Annotated in this window: 21 protein-coding genes and 3 pseudogenes; 6 read left to right on the top strand and 18 right to left on the bottom strand. The window is 41.0% G+C overall.

Going from position 1 to position 20,312, the window contains the following annotated elements; all coding sequences use genetic code 11:
- The first annotated feature begins 317 nt into the window (after positions 1–317).
- The 4 genes and pseudogenes from GA693_RS00430 (at position 318) to GA693_RS00415 (ending at position 3,266) form a co-directional block, all read left to right on the top strand.
- A pseudogene (locus GA693_RS00430) lies at positions 318–1,342 on the top strand (IS30-like element ISAba125 family transposase).
- Positions 1,343–1,441: 99 nt separating this feature from the next.
- The gene (locus GA693_RS00425; protein ID WP_004201164.1) at positions 1,442–2,254 is read left to right on the top strand and encodes a subclass B1 metallo-beta-lactamase NDM-1; all 813 of its coding nucleotides are present in this window, start codon (positions 1,442–1,444) and stop codon (positions 2,252–2,254) included.
- A 3-nt stretch (positions 2,255–2,257) separates the two neighbouring features.
- Positions 2,258–2,623, top strand: coding sequence for a bleomycin binding protein Ble-MBL (gene ble, locus GA693_RS00420; RefSeq protein ID WP_004201167.1), 366 nt, complete (start codon positions 2,258–2,260; stop codon positions 2,621–2,623).
- Between the two features lie 4 nt (positions 2,624–2,627).
- On the top strand, positions 2,628–3,266 hold the full coding sequence (locus GA693_RS00415; RefSeq protein ID WP_004201168.1) for a phosphoribosylanthranilate isomerase: 639 nt from the start codon (positions 2,628–2,630) through the stop codon (positions 3,264–3,266).
- 10 nt (positions 3,267–3,276) lie between these two features.
- Here the strand turns inward: GA693_RS00415 and GA693_RS14850 are convergent.
- The 4 genes and pseudogenes from GA693_RS14850 to GA693_RS00405 all read right to left on the bottom strand — a co-directional run.
- Positions 3,277–3,843, bottom strand: a pseudogene (locus GA693_RS14850) (hypothetical protein); the annotation flags it as partial.
- A gap of 90 nt (positions 3,844–3,933) precedes the next feature.
- Positions 3,934–4,308: pseudogene (locus tag GA693_RS14845) on the bottom strand (protein-disulfide reductase DsbD domain-containing protein); the annotation flags it as partial.
- A 4-nt stretch (positions 4,309–4,312) separates the two neighbouring features.
- Positions 4,313–4,390, bottom strand: coding sequence for a hypothetical protein (locus GA693_RS14980; RefSeq protein WP_233148753.1), 78 nt, complete (start codon positions 4,388–4,390; stop codon positions 4,313–4,315).
- Positions 4,391–4,780: 390 nt separating this feature from the next.
- Positions 4,781–5,428 (bottom strand): recombinase family protein, encoded by a 648-nt coding sequence (locus tag GA693_RS00405; RefSeq protein WP_004993315.1) that lies wholly within the window; start codon positions 5,426–5,428, stop codon positions 4,781–4,783.
- Positions 5,429–5,579: 151 nt separating this feature from the next.
- On the opposite strand from GA693_RS00405, the gene GA693_RS00400 reads away from it, so the two are divergent.
- Both GA693_RS00400 and GA693_RS00395 read left to right on the top strand, forming a co-directional pair.
- Positions 5,580–5,804, top strand: coding sequence for a hypothetical protein (locus GA693_RS00400; RefSeq protein WP_015056389.1), 225 nt, complete (start codon positions 5,580–5,582; stop codon positions 5,802–5,804).
- Between the two features lie 183 nt (positions 5,805–5,987).
- Positions 5,988–7,700, top strand: a complete 1,713-nt coding sequence (locus tag GA693_RS00395; protein ID WP_015060705.1) for a zeta toxin family protein — start codon at positions 5,988–5,990, stop codon at positions 7,698–7,700.
- Here the strand turns inward: GA693_RS00395 and GA693_RS00390 are convergent.
- The 14 genes from GA693_RS00390 to GA693_RS00325 form a co-directional block, all read right to left on the bottom strand.
- Positions 7,697–8,179, bottom strand: a complete 483-nt coding sequence (locus GA693_RS00390; protein WP_015060706.1) for a thermonuclease family protein — start codon at positions 8,177–8,179, stop codon at positions 7,697–7,699. The genes GA693_RS00395 and GA693_RS00390 overlap by 4 nt on opposite strands.
- Before the next feature lie 199 nt (positions 8,180–8,378).
- The gene (locus tag GA693_RS00385) at positions 8,379–8,840 is read right to left on the bottom strand and encodes a hypothetical protein (RefSeq protein ID WP_015060707.1); all 462 of its coding nucleotides are present in this window, start codon (positions 8,838–8,840) and stop codon (positions 8,379–8,381) included.
- Positions 8,841–8,902: 62 nt separating this feature from the next.
- Complete coding sequence (locus GA693_RS00380; RefSeq protein WP_004999358.1) at positions 8,903–9,544, bottom strand: type IV secretion system protein; 642 nt, start codon at positions 9,542–9,544, stop codon at positions 8,903–8,905.
- Complete coding sequence (locus GA693_RS00375) at positions 9,541–12,252, bottom strand: VirB4 family type IV secretion/conjugal transfer ATPase (protein ID WP_015060708.1); 2,712 nt, start codon at positions 12,250–12,252, stop codon at positions 9,541–9,543. The genes GA693_RS00380 and GA693_RS00375 overlap by 4 nt, the downstream gene beginning before the upstream one ends.
- 11 nt (positions 12,253–12,263) lie before the next feature.
- Positions 12,264–12,557, bottom strand: a complete 294-nt coding sequence (locus tag GA693_RS00370; RefSeq protein ID WP_017480461.1) for a TrbC/VirB2 family protein — start codon at positions 12,555–12,557, stop codon at positions 12,264–12,266.
- Between the two features lie 10 nt (positions 12,558–12,567).
- On the bottom strand, positions 12,568–13,278 hold the full coding sequence (locus GA693_RS00365) for a lytic transglycosylase domain-containing protein (protein WP_017480462.1): 711 nt from the start codon (positions 13,276–13,278) through the stop codon (positions 12,568–12,570).
- A 44-nt stretch (positions 13,279–13,322) separates the two neighbouring features.
- Positions 13,323–13,523, bottom strand: coding sequence for a hypothetical protein (locus GA693_RS00360; RefSeq protein WP_004999346.1), 201 nt, complete (start codon positions 13,521–13,523; stop codon positions 13,323–13,325).
- Positions 13,524–13,541: 18 nt separating this feature from the next.
- On the bottom strand, positions 13,542–15,059 hold the full coding sequence (locus GA693_RS00355; RefSeq protein ID WP_015060710.1) for a type IV secretion system DNA-binding domain-containing protein: 1,518 nt from the start codon (positions 15,057–15,059) through the stop codon (positions 13,542–13,544).
- A complete protein-coding gene (locus tag GA693_RS00350) occupies positions 15,056–16,303 on the bottom strand; it encodes a lytic transglycosylase domain-containing protein (RefSeq protein ID WP_017480463.1) in 1,248 nt (415 codons plus the stop codon). The genes GA693_RS00355 and GA693_RS00350 overlap by 4 nt, the downstream gene beginning before the upstream one ends.
- Positions 16,304–16,384: 81 nt before the next feature.
- A complete protein-coding gene (locus GA693_RS00345; protein WP_004999340.1) occupies positions 16,385–16,837 on the bottom strand; it encodes a hypothetical protein in 453 nt (150 codons plus the stop codon).
- A gap of 3 nt (positions 16,838–16,840) precedes the next feature.
- Positions 16,841–17,170: a hypothetical protein gene (locus GA693_RS00340; protein WP_004999338.1), complete on the bottom strand. Its 330-nt coding sequence runs from the start codon at positions 17,168–17,170 to the stop codon at positions 16,841–16,843.
- Positions 17,139–18,176 (bottom strand): P-type DNA transfer ATPase VirB11, encoded by a 1,038-nt coding sequence (gene virB11 / locus GA693_RS00335; protein ID WP_015060713.1) that lies wholly within the window; start codon positions 18,174–18,176, stop codon positions 17,139–17,141. Before virB11 ends, GA693_RS00340 begins: the two co-directional genes overlap by 32 nt.
- A gap of 15 nt (positions 18,177–18,191) precedes the next feature.
- The gene (locus GA693_RS00330; protein ID WP_005000433.1) at positions 18,192–19,571 is read right to left on the bottom strand and encodes a TrbI/VirB10 family protein; all 1,380 of its coding nucleotides are present in this window, start codon (positions 19,569–19,571) and stop codon (positions 18,192–18,194) included.
- A gap of 1 nt (position 19,572) precedes the next feature.
- Complete coding sequence (locus GA693_RS00325; RefSeq protein ID WP_005000435.1) at positions 19,573–20,310, bottom strand: TrbG/VirB9 family P-type conjugative transfer protein; 738 nt, start codon at positions 20,308–20,310, stop codon at positions 19,573–19,575.
- Positions 20,311–20,312: the final 2 nt, after the last annotated feature.

Here is a 20,312-nt window from a genome sequence, read left to right as displayed (position 1 = left end):
TTAAAATAGCTAAAACTGTTTATTAGCTTAACTTGTGATTTAAGTTTTTTTGAATATAAAAGTGTTAATTTATTAGCTTTGCAAGTTTATTTAAATTTCATCGTGCAACATTTTTAACCAATTTTATTATCGATGGTATTTTTTTGTCTGCTTTTCTTTTCTTAGTCTTTTATCTATCTGTCAGCCATATAGTATTTTATTAAATTCTTATGGGAAATGACGAATGTTAAATTATCTTAAGAGCTTTAATAATATCAATACTTGGCAGAGTAAAACTTGAAGTGCGACATAAACCACCTAATTAATTTAAAGGGTTTATGGAGTATATAAAATTGTCATACCATCATCTTAACTTTGAAGATCGTACTGCATTAATGCTTGAGTCAAGAAAAGAAGGCTTTCAGCCAGAAAATTTGCTGAACTCATTAAAAGACATCCTAGTACGATCTATCGTGAGCTTAAAAGAAATAGCATCAATGACGTTTATCAAGCTCGATATGCTTCTGATAACACCTTCGCTAGACGTAGACGTGGTCACAGAAAACTCAAAATCGATTCAATCCTCTGGAAATTTATTGTTGAAGCGATCCGTTGTTTATGGTCTCCTCAGCAAATAGCAAAGCGTTTAAAGACATTTCCTGATTTGGATCAAACAATGAATGTAAGCCATACAACGATTTATTCAACGATACGAGCATTACCAAAGGGTGAGTTGAAAAAAGACTTATTATCCTGTCTACGTCATGAAAATAAAAAGCGAAAAGCTAACGGTGAACCTAAAAAAGATTCTATATTACAGGATATTAAAACTATTCATGAGCGCCCAGCCGAAGTTCAAGAAAGAAAAATACCGGGTCATTGGGAAGCTGATTTAATTAAAGGTAAAGACAATAAAAGTTCGATAGCAACACTTATTGAACGAAATACACGGCTCTGTATCTTGGCAACATTACCTGATGCAAAGGCAGAATCAGTGCGCAAGGCTTTAACTGAAGCTCTGAAATATTTACCTGCAGAACTGCGTAAAACGTTGACCTATGACCGTGGACGTGAGATGTCAGAACATAAAATACTCGAAGAAGATTTAGGCATAGATGTATATTTCTGTGACCCACATTCACCCTGGCAAAAAGGCACATGCGAAAATATGAATGGTTTAATTAGGCAATATTTACCTAAAGGGATTGATTTAAATCAGGCAGATCAGCATTATTTAAATCAAGTTGCCATGTCACTGAATACTCGTCCTAGAAAGGCGTTAGATTGGCTTACACCATTAGAGAAATTTGCTCAGCTTGTTGATTATCATATGGCTTTTGAAACTGTCGCACCTCATGTTTGAATTCGCCCCATATTTTTGCTACAGTGAACCAAATTAAGATCATCTATTTACTAGGCCTCGCATTTGCGGGGTTTTAATGCTGAATAAAAGGAAAACTTGATGGAATTGCCCAATATTATGCACCCGGTCGCGAAGCTGAGCACCGCATTAGCCGCTGCATTGATGCTGAGCGGGTGCATGCCCGGTGAAATCCGCCCGACGATTGGCCAGCAAATGGAAACTGGCGACCAACGGTTTGGCGATCTGGTTTTCCGCCAGCTCGCACCGAATGTCTGGCAGCACACTTCCTATCTCGACATGCCGGGTTTCGGGGCAGTCGCTTCCAACGGTTTGATCGTCAGGGATGGCGGCCGCGTGCTGGTGGTCGATACCGCCTGGACCGATGACCAGACCGCCCAGATCCTCAACTGGATCAAGCAGGAGATCAACCTGCCGGTCGCGCTGGCGGTGGTGACTCACGCGCATCAGGACAAGATGGGCGGTATGGACGCGCTGCATGCGGCGGGGATTGCGACTTATGCCAATGCGTTGTCGAACCAGCTTGCCCCGCAAGAGGGGATGGTTGCGGCGCAACACAGCCTGACTTTCGCCGCCAATGGCTGGGTCGAACCAGCAACCGCGCCCAACTTTGGCCCGCTCAAGGTATTTTACCCCGGCCCCGGCCACACCAGTGACAATATCACCGTTGGGATCGACGGCACCGACATCGCTTTTGGTGGCTGCCTGATCAAGGACAGCAAGGCCAAGTCGCTCGGCAATCTCGGTGATGCCGACACTGAGCACTACGCCGCGTCAGCGCGCGCGTTTGGTGCGGCGTTCCCCAAGGCCAGCATGATCGTGATGAGCCATTCCGCCCCCGATAGCCGCGCCGCAATCACTCATACGGCCCGCATGGCCGACAAGCTGCGCTGAGCCATGGCTGACCACGTCACCCCCAATCTGCCATCGCGCGATTTCGATGTGACAGAGGCGTTTTATGCGAAGCTGGGCTTTGCGACGAGTTGGAAGGATCGCGGCTGGATGATCCTGCAGCGCGGCGGTTTGCAGCTCGAATTCTTCCCCTATCCTGACCTCGACCCAGCTACGAGCTCGTTCGGCTGTTGCCTGCGGTTGGATGATCTCGATGCCATGGTGGCATTGGTGAACGCGGCGGGAGCCGAGGAAAAAAGCACCGGCTGGCCGCGCTTCAAAGCTCCGCAACTGGAGGCGAGCGGCCTGAGGATCGGCTACCTGATCGATCCCGACTGCACGCTGGTGCGGCTGATCCAGAACCCCGACTGACCGCATGCCCGCGAAAATCAAGATTTGCGGGATCAGCACACCCGAGGCGCTCGATGCGACCATCGCGGCGCGGGCGGACTATGCCGGGTTGGTGTTCTATCCAGCGTCGCCCCGTGCGGTTACGTCGAATGTCGCGGGCGCTTTGACATCGCGCGCAGCTGGCCAGATCGCCATGGTCGGTTTGTTCGTCGATGCGGATGATGCTGTCATCGCCGACGCACTGGTGGCAGCCAAGCTGAACGCGCTGCAGCTGCACGGTTCGGAATCGCCCGAACGCGTGGCCCAGTTGCGCGCGCGGTTTGGCAAGCCGGTGTGGAAGGCGCTGCCCGTCGCCAGCGCCAGCGATGTCGCACGCGCCGCAGCCTATGCCGGGGCGGCGGACTTGATCTTGTTCGACGCCAAGACCCCCAAAGGCGCGCTGCCCGGCGGCATGGGGTTGGCGTTCGACTGGTCGCTGCTGGCCGGATATCGCGGTGCCTTGCCGTGGGGGCTGGCAGGCGGGCTAAATCCGACGAATGTTGCCGAGGCGATTGCGCGCACCGGAGCGCCGCTGGTCGATACCTCCAGCGGCGTCGAAAGCGCGCCGGGCGTCAAGGATACCGACAAGATTACCAATTTCGCCTTTGCGGTGCGCTTGGCCTAAATCGCGTCGATCAATAGGCGTCGTTCAGCGCAAAGATCGGCTTGCGGGTGCGCCACTGCCCTCGGGTGAAGTCGGGAAAATCTAACGTGCGATTGCCCTCAGCAATCGATTGTTCCGACAGAGGCGTGATCGCGCTCCAGGCCAGCGCGTCGTAAATGTCGATTGGCATCGGGGCCTTGGCCTTCAGCGCCTCGACAAAAGCGTGGATCACGAACCAGTCCATCCCGCCATGCCCGGCCCCTGCCGCCAGATCGGCGTAGCGTTTCCATAGCGGGTGATCGTATTTCGCAAACCAGCCCTCGGCAGGCTCCCAGCGGTGCGGCTGTGGGCTCTTGCCCTCCAGATAGATCGACTTGTTGACGTCCATCCACAGCCCCTCGGTGCCTTGCACCCGAAAGCCGAGAGAATAGGGGCGCGGCAGCGAGGTGTCGTGGCACAGCATGATCGTTTCACCATTAGTGCAGCCGATCATGGTGTTGACCACATCACCCAGTGCGAATTTCACCTCGGCGTTGGGATGATCGGCAGAGCCGTTCTTGACGACATAATCATGCAGCCCGCGCGCCTTACAGCCGAAGCCGCCAGCGCCCGCTTCGCCCGGCAACGCGACCTTCAGGGTGCGGGTCTGCGGCGGGTAGCACACGCCGGCATCGGCGCAGCCCTGGTACTTCACGGTCAGGGTGGTCGCGCTCGCGCCGGCCGCGGGCGTGCCGGTGAGGGTGCCGAGCAATTCCTTGCGGTAGGTTTCGACGTCGCCGAAGAATTCGTCGCGGTAGGCCTTGCCCTTCGGCAGCGCCATGGTCGCGCCGGTGAAGGCGGCATCGGCCTTGACCGAGGTGCGGTGCCGGTACAGGTAATAGCCGTCGGCGATCCGCCAGCGCACCTCGATGCGGTCCGGCGCGGTGGCCTGCGCGGACAGGACGAAGACCTCGTCGACCGGCGGCAGTTCGAAGTCCTGGGCGACGGCCGAGGTCGCGGGCAGCGCAAGCAGCAGGGCGAGCCCGGCCAGCCAGCGGCGCAGGCGGATCGTGGATGCGGTCATTGGCTCAGTTTACCGGTCGGCTCTCGGCGGCCAGCCATTGCAGGTATTCGGGCAGGCCGGACGCGGCTTCGACCGCGAGCAGCTCCGGGAGTTCGTAGGGATATAGTATTTTATTAAATTCTTATGGGAAATGACGAATGTTAAATTATCTTAAGAGCTTTAATAATATCAATACTTATTTGATTTTATCGATAATTCTGCTGTTAATCATAATATCTCTAGATTATTTCTAAACTGAATGAATGTTTATAATGAGTGATTCATATTGCTATTGAAATCGCCTTCTCACTTTGAAAGAAGGCGAGGATGAGGGACTTTTATGTTGAATTATCATTTTAAAAATGCCTTATAAAAGAAGCTTAATGTGTTTTCTTATATAGGTTTAAACATAATTGTTGTATATCTTAAATCCAATTGATCTTAAAATTTTCCTTTATTTTTTGTTATGAGTGCGAGAAAATTGTCAAAAAGGTCAATCAGACTGGGCGTTAATTTGTTTTGCATACTTTTTCCTATATCGAATTAAAGTCATATAACTAACACCATAATCTTTAGCTATTTGAGTGAAAGGGTATGAATCGTCCTTATTTTTAAGGGTATGAATTAACTCTTTTAGTTTTTCTTCTGTAATCGCAGGCGATCTTCCCTTGTATTTACCTTTCTTTTTTTTAGCTAATTTAATTCCCTCTGCTTGATTCTCACTAATAATACCCCTTTCAAGTTCAGCTACAGCGCCTAATACATGGAGTTGAAACTTATCGAACTTGTCATCTGAATTGGGGGTAAAGTTCAGGTTATTTTTGACAATATGAACAGACACTCCTTTTTTATTTAGCTTTTGAACAATGGTTACAAGGTCAATCAAGCTACGTGCCAATCTAAAAACATCATGAGCGTACACAATGTCCCCACTACGGACATAATCGAACATTTCCTGAAGTGCAGGGCGTTTGGCAGTCTTTCCGCTAAAATGATCAATAAAAGTTTTATCTAGCTCAAAGGGTAGATCATGGAGCTGTCTTTCAGGGTTTTGGTCTTTAGTGGATACACGGATATACCCCACTCTTTGAAAGGGTGTGTTTTTAATTTGATCTTCAATATCTAAATTTTCTTTTTCCATAACCAGTATAACAAAATTAGATAACCTCAATGTTATATCACATTAGATTAACAAAACAACCCTATTGTTATAGGGTTTTTAGGGTGTATTATTATATAACAATAGGGTATACCCTATTGTTATATATCTTCAGGTATAAGGAAAAATAACGATGATTAATTTTAATGATCTAAGCGAATCTGAATTATTAAGGATTGCACAGACTGGCATATCAAACCGTATAGGATTGCGTACTTCAGGACATTTGCCTGAAGATGATAGACAGGCTCTTTCAATGGAGCTTCAGGGCTTGTACGAGCAAGATAGAGAACAGTTGATACAATCAATCAAGAAACATAGTGAAGCCTATAAAAGCGAGCAGAGTAATCAGGAATGAAAATTTTTTGCTGAAGCTAATTATAAGTCTAGTCGTGATTTATGGTTGCTTGGGCGTAGTGTTTGTTTCAGAGAACTTATCAGATAACACTGTAGGCATTATTGGATTTTGTGGACTGATATTACTACCTACAGTTTATAAGTTTGTTGGAACATTCTTTAAGGCACAATGAAAGGGTGATCAATGGACAACCAATACAAACTAAGTGACGAAGAACATAGCCTTGTATTTGAGAAAATTAAAGCTGATTTTCTGAATAACTCACTGTCTATAGTCAGCCCTAAAGTCGTCATTACTGGCGGTCAGCCTGCATCGGGTAAAGGCAAGTTGGCAAGAGATTCTATAGATCAGTTCAAAGATAAAGGCGGGAGTGTAATTATTGACCCCGATCAATTAAGAGCCTATCACCCCAAGTATAATGAACTGCAAAAATTGGATGATAAAACATCTTCAGGATTCACCCACCATGATGCTAAAAAGTGGAGTTTAGAATTAATTGAAGAAGCTATAAGCCATAAGAAAAATATTGTTCTTGACCAAACAAGTGCAGATTTTCAAACCTTAAAAAATACAGTTCAAAATTTCAGAGATAAAGGCTACAAAGACGTTGAATTAAAAATAATGGCTGTGCCTGAAATTACATCACGACAAGGTATATACCATCGTTATGAAATGGAAAAGGCGCTGTATGAAACTGGGCGTTTCGTCAATATTGATATTCATAGTGAAATTTATCACAAGCTAGAAAACACAATAGAACAGTTAAAAGATGAACCCATAGTAGACAAGCTAACCGTTTATGACCGTCACTATAACGCTATTGAACAAAAGGACTTTAAAGCTGAAAGGGAAAGACCATTTTCAGATCAGGAGCGCCAACAGCATGAATATAAATGGTTCAAAGTAATAGAAGCAATGCAAACACGCTTTGCCCCATATACAGAGGTTGAGATTGTAAAGGGGCTTCAGGAAAGTGACAGACTTAAATTGAATAATCAAAAACTGGTTAGTGAAGTGACCCAAGTTGATGAAAGTACAGGTGAGAAAATGGACGTAAAAATAGTCAGTAACTTAACTAGCAACTTACTTGTTGCCAAAGATGATTTTGAAAAACAAGATGGTTATTTATCTAAAAATATCAAAGTTGATGGCGAGGACAATTTAGTTATGTTCCGTCAAAATCGAGATCATCTTGAGTTAATCAATGTTACTAAAAATGAAATGATGCTCGATAAGCCGATCGGTAATCATGATTCAAAACAACCTGAATCTACGGCATTACAGGTTTATATGGAGGTTAAAGAAAAGTTAAATAACCTTGAAAATAAAATTTTAATGAAAGTAGATGAACAGCTATCAAATAAACCTAAAGCGCCTGAAGTGAAAGGAGATAGTAAGGCTGAAGTATCTCAATTTCAAAGCAAAGCCCCAGAGCTAGATAAACACCAAATCATTAAAGAAGTCCGAATACAGCTAAAGCAAGAGGGGAAATTGGGTGCTGATTTTGCTAAGTCAGCTAATGGGCTATCCGTTGCTCATGGTGACTATATCAAGCTCAATGAAGCATACAGTCAAAAAGATGGTTTATTTAAAACCACTAATTTACCTAAAGACGCTGAAATTAAAATCACAGGTCACACAACTAAAAAAGGTGAAACCTATGCAACAGGCGTTCATAACAATTCAAATGTAGAGTTAAAAATCAGAAGTGTTGAAGCCCGCTATGGTGATCAATATGTGAAACGCTATGAAACCAATCCTGAAGTAAAACAGGCTGTAGATCAGAGAGTGATAGCACAGCAAACAACATTTAAATCTTTATCTGCTTCAAGGGTACAGGAGTTAAGCCAGTCAAGCCCAAAGCAGGATAAGCCCACTTCAGGCATGAAATTTTAATATTTCTTTCGCCAGTCATAGGGGTTAATCGGGTTAGGACTTTTCCATAACCCGATTTTTTTTGATCGAGCATTATTCTCTAAATCTATGTATGTTCTATCAGGAAGATTGTAGCGATAAGCCCAAGCGTAGCCACTGGCGACCATTGCTTTATTCACATTTAATTTATTCAAGTACAGCTCACCAAGAAACCTACCATTGTTATCAGTTCCATGCTCTTTAACGAGTACCGTTTTGTTTAAGACCATAGACATTAAATATTGTTTCGATTGTTGACCATAAGGCTGTGTAGGCGAATTTTTAGCATTATTGGCAACTTCAGGGGCATCTATGAATGACAGTCTAACCCGCCATTTAGTGTTGTTTGGTTTTGTGATACTCACAGTATCACCGTCTAAAACGTAAGTGACTTTGCCGTAATAATCAGCGTGACAGTATGCTGAAAACAAAAAAAGGGTAATACAAAAAAGCTTATTCATTTTGGTTCACCATAAAACCGTTTTAGCACGTATGGACTTGCAACTTCATTGCTTGGTCCATACGTGCTAAAACTCTTACTGTGAAAAATCATATCCCGATGCTTGGTCAAAACTGCAAGTATGCAGTCTTAACCAGGCATCTACTTTATTGAATGATTTAAGTGGGTTATGAGTGCGAGGAAATTGTCAAAAAGGTCAATCAGTAGTTTGGATTCTTTTGGCGTAAAATCTTCAATTCTTCTTTGCTAATCGCTTCGTTATTAACGATCTTGCTTTCAATTGAGTTGATTTTATCGTTTGAATTTACAGCCTTGATATAGTCAAGATCGGCTTGACTAAGCTCAGGCATAATTTCACTGGCTTGATAAATCACTACAGGTTCTTTGACTGATTCAGATTGGATCTCTTTTACTACTTTTTTAGCTTCAGGCGCTTTTGAAGTTGTTTGTGTAGTTGTGACTGTATTAATTAAAGGGCTTTCAGGTACTTTAGAAACAGATACAGTTTTTCCGTCTTTTTTAACCTCTATTTCGCCTTTTTTAGTGGTCAGTGATGTATGACTAGCCTCTATAGCAACTGGCGTTTCTGTGCCATTCTGTGCTGTTTCAGCGTATGTATTGAAAGCGATTAAGGCTAATACAGGGATTATGATTTTTTTCATAGATAATCCTAAAATTTAGACAAAAAAAAGCTAACAACCTGAATTGTTAGCTTGTGATGAAATTAGTTACCAAACCACGATTTAAAGCTTTGCGTACTGGTCACACCGCTTGAAGCATTGTTAGATGCAAGGTTAGTTTGAACAGCCGACAATTTAGCACCAATCGAGTTGATATAACCTTGTTCAATAGCAATGGCATTTGCTAAGTCTTGGGCTTCTTTAATATTGCGGGTCGAGTTAATTTTGTTCTTCAGTGTGGTTAAGTTTGCTACATGCTCATTTAAAGCATTATAGGAAGCATCACTGAAAGCAAAGCCAGTCTTAACCGTGTTGTAATTTCGCTTGTATTGATCATTGCCTAGCAATTGATTCATACCATCTGAACCAATGGTAGTAAGCACTTTGTCATAAGCCTTTTGAGCATTACCAAATGAGCCAGTCTTTTGATTGGCTACTACGTCTTGCCAAGAGCCTGAAACAACGTCTTGCACATTCTTAACGCCTGAAGTTCCGATACCAGTATTACCAGTCGTACTTTCATATTGTTTCTTCATGATCTCGTATTGCTGTTGCATTTGAACCAATTGCTTGACCATATTTGCAACGGCTGTCGGGTCGAATACAACGTCCCAAGCGTTTGCTGTGTTGGCAGTAAAGGCTAAAGCAAAAGCTACAGCCGACATTTTTATTTTATTCATTTTCATGATTTCACCCTTTCGTTAAATTCGTGTACCCACTGGGAGTAGGTCAAGTTTTCATCTTTACTCAATATTTCCTCAAGAATATTGTGTCTTAACTCATTGCCTGAAAGTATTGGGATAATTTCAGACATATTGCTTAAATCTAATTTGCTAATAACTGAATCATGCGAGTTTTTAATCATAAATTGGCGTAAATAAGGCGGTGTATTCACAACCCAATCAAATTCTGCTTGAGTACAGCCTAAGCCATTATTTTTCTCATTACCCATATATGTAGCGACATTCGCTTTATCATTCGGCAATAGAATTGATGTTTTAAACTGCCCGATCAGATCGTCATCTCTTGTAATGACTTCAGGCGTTGGCGTAACAAAGATCATCATACCGTTACGTCTACGGTACGTGGTTAGCATGATTTTAAGCCATGCTAAGTTAATCGGATTGCTGATATATCTTTGACCTTCTTCGACAACAACAATAAAGGGCTTGCCCTCAGACATGGATATATCAATTTGATGGAAGATATACATAGACATAGCGCCTAACACCACATCATTATCAATGACATTTTTCATTTCATAGCCGAAAATTCGAGCGCCATCAATTGAGAAATTGTCACTTTCATTGTCAAAAATATTGGCATAAACCCCATCATTAACCCATTTTGACATGCGTTCAGCCATGTTGTTATCTTCAGCCATACCAAACAAGCCAATAAAGTTTCTAAGCCGTCTAAGGTGCTTTTCATAGCTATAAACAGCATCTACAACGTCTTTGATCTTGTTTTCTTCAGCAGTGCTTAAAGGCTTTGGATTACCATTATCGTTGTAGTCTTGAGCCATAAAAGAAAATAGATTTCTTAGAAACAAACGGTTTTGTTCCGTGTCATCTAACTGCAATGGATTCCAACCAGTTTTAACCATTTCACTTAAAACAGTATGTCGCCCGCCCATGCTTTTAATCCAAACTGAAGCTGAATATTCAAAATCAAAATGAAAAATATAAGGCTTAAACTTATCTGAAGCAGTCAAAAGCGTATTAATTACAGTAGTCTTACCGCCACCAGTACCAGTCGTGATACGAGTATGACCTACATCATGTTCATGGAAATTGAAGTAGTAAGGCGTATTACTTGTCGTTTTAAGCTGAATGACATTCTCACCCCAATGGTTGCCATCTTTTTTGCCAGTAGAACTATTGTGCATACTGGCAAAGCCCGCAAAGTTAGTCGTGTTAATAGTTGCGGGTCTTTGGAGTAAGTGATAGTTGCCAATCAACATAGAGTAAAAAGTAGGTTCAGAAATTAAATCTTCTTTTTTAGGTATCATGTGATTGCGCTGAAATGCCCCGCTAGTTTTCTGCATTGCTTCTTTAAATTCAGATGGGGTCTTAGAGGTAACTAAAACATTTAATGAATAAATGCCGTTTAAGATACGCCCTGAAGCTAAGTCATCAATGGCAACATTAATCGCTTCAATTTGAGATTCTGACTTGTCTTGAGCATTTTTTAATTGGTTCTGACGAGTTGTACTCATGCTGATAGATTTACGTCTGTCCATCATCATGAAAGTTTGAGAAATAATTAAAGGATGATCAACTTTTAGAAATTCATCTAACATGGTGTGATCGCTACCCTCTGGATAGCTAGGAGTAGGCAAACTATAGATTGCCCCTGCCGTTAATTCACCGCTTGGGTGATAGAATTTAATAGTTCCATCAGGCGCAAAAACTCTACGTGTATAGCCTAAGTAGTTTCTGATTTCAGTTGGATGAAGTGGAATTTCTGCTTTTTCTAAGTTTAATAAATAACCGAGAAAATTCACTGTTTCAGAATACAAAACGCTATCTTTTGAATAAGTGCCTAGCTGTCTTGGGTTCGCATCTTGCAGATACTCTTTAAACATACTTACTGCATTATTTAATTCGGCAATCATTTGTTCTTCATTATCACTTCTGAAAAACAGATTTTTAAGACGAGTTAAAGGCGGGTCACTTGGGTTAGATTTTCGGACAAGCAACGACACATAAATATCATTTTGAAACATGCGTTCATTAGATAGTTTTTCATAATATTTTTGGTTAAAACTATCTGAAAATTCATTGCCATTTGCAGGCGGTATTTCGGTTTTAACTTCGTGACGATCATAATAAACGCTAACAACAAAACGAGAGCCAAGTTGTTTAAACATATCTGCACGATATTTTTTTAAAGTCTTTAATTGAGCATAGCTTTTAGTTTCATACGGAAAGCCAGTAATTTTTAAAACCGTAAAAATATCACCATTAACTAGCTTAATATCATGTTCATTGATTGGGCTTAGATAAGGTAAATTATTGATTTCCATTTGTTCAGCACCCGCTAATTTCTTTTGACTATATTCAATATTTTTATCGTCAGCTTTTGCGTGAGAATCAAAACTATAGCCACCAAAAACTTTAGTTCGCTGAAGTCTACGTTTGATCGAAAACCATAAATATTGAATCCCTCTATCTTCTTGGTAGGTCACTACAACCAACAATAAATAGATTATTCCCGATATTATTAATCCTAATTTTAGGTTGCCAATTAGTGCTAAAAAGCACGTAGCAAAACCACAAATTAGGAAAAAGTAAGTGAAAATATCTACAGGTATATTTGCCACCCTTGCAGTTCGGGCAAGACCCGCAAACAGCAAGTCTTTTTCTTCGTTTTTTTCAGTGGTTTTGCTCATGGCTCACCTATTTAGTTAAAGAAGAAATTACCAAGATCAGGGGCAACGAAAACAAGGATACCTGCAACGATTAAGCCGATACCCCAACGCTTAACTTTCTCACTACCACCGCCAAGCATTGTGATTGCCAAACAAATAACACCAGTCACGAAAGCGACTGCTGCGATAATGACTAATTCATCATTAAATTGGTTAAGCTTTTGAGCAAATTTTTGACCAAACGCAGCATTTGCCAATTGAGCATAAAAAACAGCAAATAAGACAATTGCGTATTGCTTAGGATTGAGTTTATTTAAAAGATTCATGATCTATTCCTTAAAATACTTGGACGTATTGCCCTTTGTTAAGAGTTTGAACAAACGATGCTTGTTGCACGTTTGGTTGATTGCTTGGTTGATTATTTACACGCAGGCGCACAGGTTCAGATTGTGCTGAATAGCTATTGTTTTCTGTACTTTGATTTTGACTTGCGGAGTATTGCGGGTACTGATTTTGTTGCCATGAAGCGAGAACTAGAATGTCACTTTTTCGACTGGCTTCAGTAGGGTTATTATTTGCAGTGTAAGTTTTAAATGAACCACCCCCATTTAGTGTTTGGTATTTACTGGATACAAGGCGTACATAGTTTTGTGTTTCACGGTAAGGGGGAATACCTCCAAACTTTTCAACTGCCCCATGCCCTGCATTGTATCCAGCAATCATTTTTGTAAGATCACCATTAAATCTTTTATTCAGGAAAGCGAGATAACGAGTACCCGCAATAATAGACTGTTCAGGTTCATATAATCGGCTAGGGTCTACACCCATTAAACGAGCTGTAGAGGGAATGACTTGCATCAAACCCCTAGCATCTTTATGTGATCGAGCATTTGGCTTAAAGGCGCTTTCTCTTGCCATAATTGCCGTTACTAAATTAGGGTCTAAACCATTGGCTACAGAATGTTTGTGAATAAGATCATCATAAGGTGACGCATATACAAACAGTGGCGTACTGCAAGCTAAACCGATTATAAGTTTTTTAAACATTGTCATTATTCCTTATAGAGTTATAACAGTATAACTCTACTAGCTTAATCAATAAATGGTCTATTTGAAAATTTATGTTTCTCTTTAAAGAACTGGTCTAAAGCGATAAGATAAATTAAGTTTTTGGTAAGTCTGCGGTTCTTAAATTCTTCAGGAACTTTTAATTCACCACGCTTATATCTCAAAAAGTGTTCGTCCATTTCTGCGAAAAATTCATCACTTACATAAAGTTGTTCACGTTTCATAACTTGTCCCTAAAATTTCTATACAGCCAAAAAAGAATCCGAAACTTTAGCATAGGTGCGGTATTTCATCGTTACTAAAGTTGGCGGGTAATGTCCTGAAAACTTCATATAAAAGTGCAGAGGTTTAAGACTGCTTATTTCTTCAGCTTTAACTACATTTTCTTTTTCTTTTACAAGTTCAGGTCTTGAATCTTTATTTGCAGATTTCATTTTCCTTAATACTTCAATTGCACCGAAAGCTTTTTCATATTCTTGGGGTGTATAAGTGTCTTGAGAGTTGACAGCACAGACACCAAAAGAAGAAAAACAACCACGTAGCGTAATAGAGAATTTTTCTCCATAGATCGTGATTAATTGAGCCAGACTTTGAATGCCTGCTAAAGCAATAAGTCTATGTTTACGTCCTTTAGTTAATACTGCTTCGAGATACGATAAACGGTTCAAAGAGCCGAGTTCATCTAGGCAGAATATAAAATCAGAATAGTTATCAAAGTCAGATAATAAAGAACTACAAATAACGTCAGTCGCACAGCTAACTAATGGTTGCAATGCAGTTAATTGATCTTCACGCCAAGTAATAAAAATATTGCCAGTACCATGCTTTAAATAATCCCTAAACGAAAAATCACCAATTTTAGAATGAGTGTGAGGGCTTAAATATGTAGTAACAATACTGCGTAAAGTACCGACTAATTCAGAGTTGCCAAGTAAGCTGTAAGCTTGAGTACCTACTAAAAACTCTTTGAGTTTATCGTCACTTGAAATTAATAAAATTTCTAAAAATTGTTGTGTCTGCTGTTCTCTAGTAAGTTCATCCATTTCTAAAACTTTGGTCATGGCAGACTTAACAATAGTACGAGCCATCGTATTAAAATTTTCGTGATTTGCGTCTGAAGATTTAGGAATGATTGTCATTGAATATGTTTCAATGTCATAAGAATTTTGTACTTCATTAATCACTGACCAATGGACTGATCGAGCATCGAAAGGGTTGAAAATAACATCACCTTTCTTAGCAAATAAACTTGCGTAAGTTCCGTTAGGGTCAACCACAATTAAGCGGGTTTTACTGCGAGAATCAGCAACACAAGAATCTAAAAAATCACTGATTGAAACTGACTTACCTTGACCAGTACCACCAGTTAAAAGGAAGTGTTTATATTTTAAATCTTTAGGAACAGGCATACCGCAAAAACGGATTTGGTAATCTTTTTCTTTGGTCATTCTTCTTAATTTGAATGGGCTTACTAATTGCAAGCCCCGAAGAACACGAACGTATCTTTCGCCCCCAAAAGGTGTTTTATTGTTTTGAAAATAAAACCAAGCCAAAGCACTACTAATAACCAAAGCCAACAGCAATATTAAAACGTATAAAGGCGTTTTAAACGTCAATGGAATTGCATAAAGAATAGCTTGGACTTTATGATCTTTTGGGATAATAAAAAACTTCGGTAAAAAAATAGCCCATGTTGTAATCACAGTGATTACAACAGCTAAAACAGCGTGACCGAAGATTTTTTGCGATTGATCATTCATTTTACTGTCCCCAAGAATTTTTGAACGGCTTGATGGGAAGCGACCTTATAAGAATCCATGCTTGACTGCATCATGAGCATGTTAGCTTTAAGCTTCGCTTGATTGGCTACCAACATACTGTTTTCAATAGCAAGGGCATTCGCCAAGTCTTTTGATTGCTTTAACGTATTGGTACTTACTTGAGCCAACGACTTTAGGTTTTGCATATTACAATTTACTTGTGTCCAAGCTACTTCAGCGTCTACATAAGCTGTGTTTACACGGCTTGCAGTTATGTTTTGAATCTGTGCCAATTCCTTGCTTGCATATACACCAGTATTGGTCGCAATTTGACGTTGCAATTCGTTGTAGGCGTTTTGCTCTTTAGGTGTATTGAAAATATTAGTCGGTTGAGCATCAAAGCCATTAGGCAATTCAAAGCCTGCAATTTGCATCACATTGGTAAGAAGTCCTAGCCCTGCAAGCCCTTTAGTCACACTGTCATATTGCCCTTTCAAGACTTGAATCTGCTTCATTAATTCTTGAACTTGTAGAACTGCATCGGCATTTTTTGTCGGGTCAAAAACTGTTTTACCTACGCCACCAGTTACAGGGGGAACAGGCGGTAGGTTGATAGGTGAATCAATATCAACTTGTTCTGCTTCAGGTAGCTTTACAGGCTTACATGCGCTTTGTGTTTCTAGCTTGGCTTGTATCTTCTTCTGATTACTGTTTTCTATGCCAGTCGTTGCAGGCTTGCCACCTGAAGTAGTCCCGCCTTTAATTACGTTGCCACCAAAATATGAACCAGTACCGCCATAATTTCTATAAAACTGGGCGATCTTAGGCACATAGTCTTGCGTTTCTTTAGGCATAACTTTTTTATTACCTTTCAGATACGAACGTAAATTACCCATACCCCAGTTATAGGCATAGAGTGCATGGGGCATGTTGCCGAATTGCTGATTTAATTGCTTCAGGTAACGAGTACCCGCATTAACATTTTGTGTGGGGTCATTGGGATTGGTAACGCCCAAAGAACGAGCCGTTGCGGGCATAAGTTGCATTAAACCTTGAGCGCCTACGCCTGACTTAGCAGTATTGTTATGCGAAGATTCTTTTTGAATTACTGCATGAATTAAAAGCGGGTCATATCCATATTTAGCTGAAGCTGAAGTCACAATATCGTTGTAAGGTAAATTTGAAGCAATAGTTGCCCCGCTTAAACCTACCAGTACCAGTAGCGATAGTTTTTTTAATTTCATTTTCATTATTCCTCTACCGCAACGAGGACAGTTTAACCAGGAACTACGTTACCTGTTTAAACTTGGCCCGTTGCTATTTCATCACTTAGCCACAGCCAAACGGTTAGCTAGATCAACTAAGGTTTTATAGTGTGAGCCTTGTTCACCCATTGATAACTCATAGCACCCGCCATTTGCTTGAACTCGCATGAAGTCGTGAGCTTGGCTTGTATTGTCAGAAATGGTCGGAGATACAAACAATGCTTTTGCGTTAGGGATGCTTACTGGCAATTCACCAAATAACCCCACTTCTTGCGGTACACAAGCAGGGTCAATGCTGTAATAAACTTTAAGATCGGCACATGCTTCGTTTTGGCAACTGGCATCACTTGAAAATTTATAAGTGACATAGTTCCCTTGATTGGGAGCTTCAGGCACATAAGTTAATTTATTGCTTTGAGCAAATGACTGAAGAACTTGGGTAAATGTCTGCGGTAACTGTGCTTCAGCAGACAAACTAATTAAGGCGCAAAGAGCAATAGTTGTTTTTTTCATGGCTTAGTCCTTTTTAAATTTGTATGCTTGGCTTGGGTTATCAACATCGGTCAGAGTAATAACACCGCCCTTTTGTTCCATTAAGAAAGCGTCTTGATTGTTATATTGAACAACCATTTTTTTATCTTTCTCTACAGCCGATAATGCAACATCACCCCATGAGTTTTTTAAGGTAACTTGAGTACCTTTATTGGCAACGATAAGCCCGCTACTCATGCCTTGTTCTTTCTCAAATGCTGTTTGATCAATACGATTGTATTGTCCGTCCAAGCCCTTAGATGAGCAGGCAACACTAGCTAAACTAAGCAACGCTAGAAAAATGTGTTTTTTCATTTTTGAAATCCTCATAAGCTTTAAAATAAATAGCTGAACAGCCATAACCGCCTGTTTCTGTTCTTCCAAGTTGAACAATAATGTCTACACTTTGTTTAACAAAAGATTTAACTTGGTCACTGGTTAATGTAGTGCCTGCCATAAGAACCATAAGCGTTAAACGCTCAATAGCATTAAGTGGGTCATTGGCATGTAATGTCGCAATTGAACCGCCATGCCCTGAAGAAATTAGGTTTAAATAAGTGAATGCTTCAGCACCTCGAATCTCACCCAGTAAAATGCGTTTTGGATACAAACGCAGGCAAGCTTCCATTAATGACTGTGCATCGACTTTAGCTTTACCCTGTCCACCTCTTGAATAATAAAGTTGCAACGTATTTTCATGCGGAGGGCGTAACTCCTTAGCATCTTCAATAGTGATTAGTCGTTCGCCCAGTGGTATGCAGTCATGAATAATGGAGTTAAAAAAAGTTGTTTTTCCTGAACCTGTACCCGCAGAAATAATGATATTTTTTTCATAACCCACCGCTTTACGAATGAACTCATGAAAGTTTCGGGCTTCGTATAAATCGAATAGCTCTTGATCTTTTGCAGTGATTTTTGCAAATGGTTCAACAGAATTTAAAACTTCCTCATAAGCTGAAAATGGCAGACTTAAAATACTTGGTTTACGAATAGATAAGCCGATCGACCCGCCAGTTACGGCAGGGTCACGGACAAATTGAATACGGAAAAATAAACCCTCATGTTGCGGTGATGCAATTTGAGCAGAAAGCAAAGGCTGTGCTTCTGAAATTGTTTGATTGGTTTCAGTTGCAATGCCTTCGGCTAATCGCTTCAAAAGCGCATAGGTAAGGTTAGGATTCTCTTTTTTAATCATGTCCCTTGTACCTTTCATAGCAATGAAATATTCCAAAGGCTTATTAACTGAAATTTCAGTAATTTGATCATTATCAAGATCATCACCAAAAGCTTTTTTCAAATCTTCAAGTACAAGGATTGACATAATTAAGCGCCTTTCTTATTGGTTTAAAATAGTTGAAAAGTCCAAGTCTTTAGCAACTAGAACTTTAATGCGTGTGCCGTGAGCGACTGTAATAGTCGGAGGAATTGACAAGTTACGTTGTAGAACACGGTCAGCTTGATTGCCGAATGAGTTTGCAACTTCAGTACGATAAGTCTGTGAAGCATTGTTTTGGTCGCTACTGCTAACACCTGCATTACTTACACCCGCACCAATAATGCTAAGTAAAGTAGCTGTTCCGAATATGCGCCCATAATGGTTGTTCACTTTACCGCCTAAGCCTGCGATACCAAGACTGTTAGTGCTTGGGCTATCGAGCATAATTTCTACGCCATTAGGTGTGATTGCACGATTCCAAACCGCCCCGATTTCTGCTTGTCCGTCATTAACAATTGATGAGTATTGACCGAATAAACGAGTACCCGCAGGCAGTAAACGATTACGTCCTTGTTCGCTATAAACATCATTAGTTACACGAGCAATAATGTTGCTTGGTAAATCGCTTTTAACAGCAGTTTCTAAAACTGCATCTACGATCTTGCCTTGTTGTATAAGCATTCTACGATCAGCGTTATAACTTGCATGAGCAATAGGCGCTTTTTGATTAGAAGTGCTTGAATCAAAACGACCACCCATAGAACCCGCAGTGCTATTTGCAATGCGTGGATTTACATTGCTTGCACCCGCTTGGTTGCCATTGGCATTAGATTGTTGTGAAGCTTGCATACCCATAAATAACGGTGCAAGTTCAGGCGGTATGCCTGCCATTGCACTAGCATCACCATTAGGGCTAACACCGCCACCTTTACCGCCATTCTCATTAACCATGATTCCAGACTTGTAGCGGGCGTTTAAAAGGGCTTGTTCTTTAGCCATAGCATCTTGTCTAGCCTGCTCTTGTTGCATTGCTAGTTGTTGTTGCTGTTCAGCTAATTGACGCTCCATTTCGAGCTGTTCAGGGCTTTTTTCAGTAGGGTTTACAGGGTCAGGGGTAGTCGCAGTTGGGATTGGTTGCGGATTTCCGAATCCGAATCTATCCATGCCATTAAAATTACTGCCGTCCATCCCTGTTACTGGTTTAGCAACAGCACTTTCTACACCGCTTTCTACACGGCTTTCTTTGTTCTTTTGCAATTTCAGATAAACGCCAAAAATTACCAAGCCAATAATGAGGGCTAGTAAGCCACCGAACTTAACCAATTTGCCTATGTCTATATTTTTAACAGACGTTTTAGGCTTATTCTCAAAAGCATCTTGACGTTCAAAATCATCTTTACCATGTTCTTTTTTTTCATCATGGAAAACATGATTTTCAGTGCTGAAGTTATCTTGGGTTTTAAAGTCATCGTTACCCAAATTTTTATTTTCATTTGTCATTTTATTTTCCTCCAATCACTTCAGGTTTACGGAGAATACAAACGTATTCTTTGCCAAGTCGCAGAGTGAAAGCATCGTTTACTTTCTCAATCACGATTACATCCCCCTCTTGTCTTGAGTTGGTAAGTTCTTCGTATCCCTCACCATTAACCGCATAAACTGCGGGACGAGGTGAATTTTTCGCAATACGAATAAATGTGAATTGGTCATCATCACTTACGCCAAGAACTTTAATAGATTTGCTTTTAGTGGCATCCATTCCCCATTTTTGGCTTGTCATAGGCAGTTCACCTAAAGCGGGACGAGGTGCATTTTGTTGTGCCAATAAACGATTAGTTCTATTGGCATCTGCATAGTTAAAGCGCAGTACATAAACTGGTTGTGAACTATTGAATAGATTGAAGTAATAATTTCGCTTATCAGTGATTACGGTTAAGTTTGTACGGTTCATGCCTGCTTGTGGTTTTTCCGCAGGCTTGATGAATAGACGATTACCTTGTGGGATTATTTGCCATCCAATCGTGTCACCTGAAGCAACAGTTTGGATAGTTTCATTTCCAAACTCGACAGTAGTTGAAATACCAAAAGTCGTTGATAGTTCAACAACGTGGCTTTCAGAATACGGAACAACTTTAATGCGGTTATCCGTTTTCAAACCAACAGGAATTTGACGAGCAAAAGTTGGCGCTGAAGCAATGCACGTTGCTGTAAGTAAAATGCTTATAAGGGTCTTTTTCATAT

The organism is Acinetobacter indicus, from assembly GCF_009914475.1.
GTDB classification, from domain to species: domain Bacteria; phylum Pseudomonadota; class Gammaproteobacteria; order Pseudomonadales; family Moraxellaceae; genus Acinetobacter; species Acinetobacter indicus.
This window is presented reverse-complemented; position numbering and strand designations above follow the sequence as displayed.

Coding starts and splice junctions, on each gene's coding strand:
- GA693_RS00425 (WP_004201164.1), top strand. CDS start 1,442: ATGGAATTGCCCAATATTATGCACCCGGTCGCGAAGCTGAGCACCGCA.
- ble (WP_004201167.1), top strand. CDS start 2,258: ATGGCTGACCACGTCACCCCCAATCTGCCATCGCGCGATTTCGATGTG.
- GA693_RS00415 (WP_004201168.1), top strand. CDS start 2,628: ATGCCCGCGAAAATCAAGATTTGCGGGATCAGCACACCCGAGGCGCTC.
- GA693_RS00405 (WP_004993315.1), bottom strand. CDS start 5,428: ATGGAAAAAGAAAATTTAGATATTGAAGATCAAATTAAAAACACACCC.
- GA693_RS00400 (WP_015056389.1), top strand. CDS start 5,580: ATGATTAATTTTAATGATCTAAGCGAATCTGAATTATTAAGGATTGCA.
- GA693_RS00395 (WP_015060705.1), top strand. CDS start 5,988: ATGGACAACCAATACAAACTAAGTGACGAAGAACATAGCCTTGTATTT.
- GA693_RS00390 (WP_015060706.1), bottom strand. CDS start 8,179: ATGAATAAGCTTTTTTGTATTACCCTTTTTTTGTTTTCAGCATACTGT.
- GA693_RS00385 (WP_015060707.1), bottom strand. CDS start 8,840: ATGAAAAAAATCATAATCCCTGTATTAGCCTTAATCGCTTTCAATACA.
- GA693_RS00380 (WP_004999358.1), bottom strand. CDS start 9,544: ATGAAAATGAATAAAATAAAAATGTCGGCTGTAGCTTTTGCTTTAGCC.
- GA693_RS00375 (WP_015060708.1), bottom strand. CDS start 12,252: ATGAGCAAAACCACTGAAAAAAACGAAGAAAAAGACTTGCTGTTTGCG.
- GA693_RS00370 (WP_017480461.1), bottom strand. CDS start 12,557: ATGAATCTTTTAAATAAACTCAATCCTAAGCAATACGCAATTGTCTTA.
- GA693_RS00365 (WP_017480462.1), bottom strand. CDS start 13,278: ATGTTTAAAAAACTTATAATCGGTTTAGCTTGCAGTACGCCACTGTTT.
- GA693_RS00360 (WP_004999346.1), bottom strand. CDS start 13,523: ATGAAACGTGAACAACTTTATGTAAGTGATGAATTTTTCGCAGAAATG.
- GA693_RS00355 (WP_015060710.1), bottom strand. CDS start 15,059: ATGAATGATCAATCGCAAAAAATCTTCGGTCACGCTGTTTTAGCTGTT.
- GA693_RS00350 (WP_017480463.1), bottom strand. CDS start 16,303: ATGAAATTAAAAAAACTATCGCTACTGGTACTGGTAGGTTTAAGCGGG.
- GA693_RS00345 (WP_004999340.1), bottom strand. CDS start 16,837: ATGAAAAAAACAACTATTGCTCTTTGCGCCTTAATTAGTTTGTCTGCT.
- GA693_RS00340 (WP_004999338.1), bottom strand. CDS start 17,170: ATGAAAAAACACATTTTTCTAGCGTTGCTTAGTTTAGCTAGTGTTGCC.
- virB11 (WP_015060713.1), bottom strand. CDS start 18,176: ATGTCAATCCTTGTACTTGAAGATTTGAAAAAAGCTTTTGGTGATGAT.
- GA693_RS00330 (WP_005000433.1), bottom strand. CDS start 19,571: ATGACAAATGAAAATAAAAATTTGGGTAACGATGACTTTAAAACCCAA.
- GA693_RS00325 (WP_005000435.1), bottom strand. CDS start 20,310: ATGAAAAAGACCCTTATAAGCATTTTACTTACAGCAACGTGCATTGCT.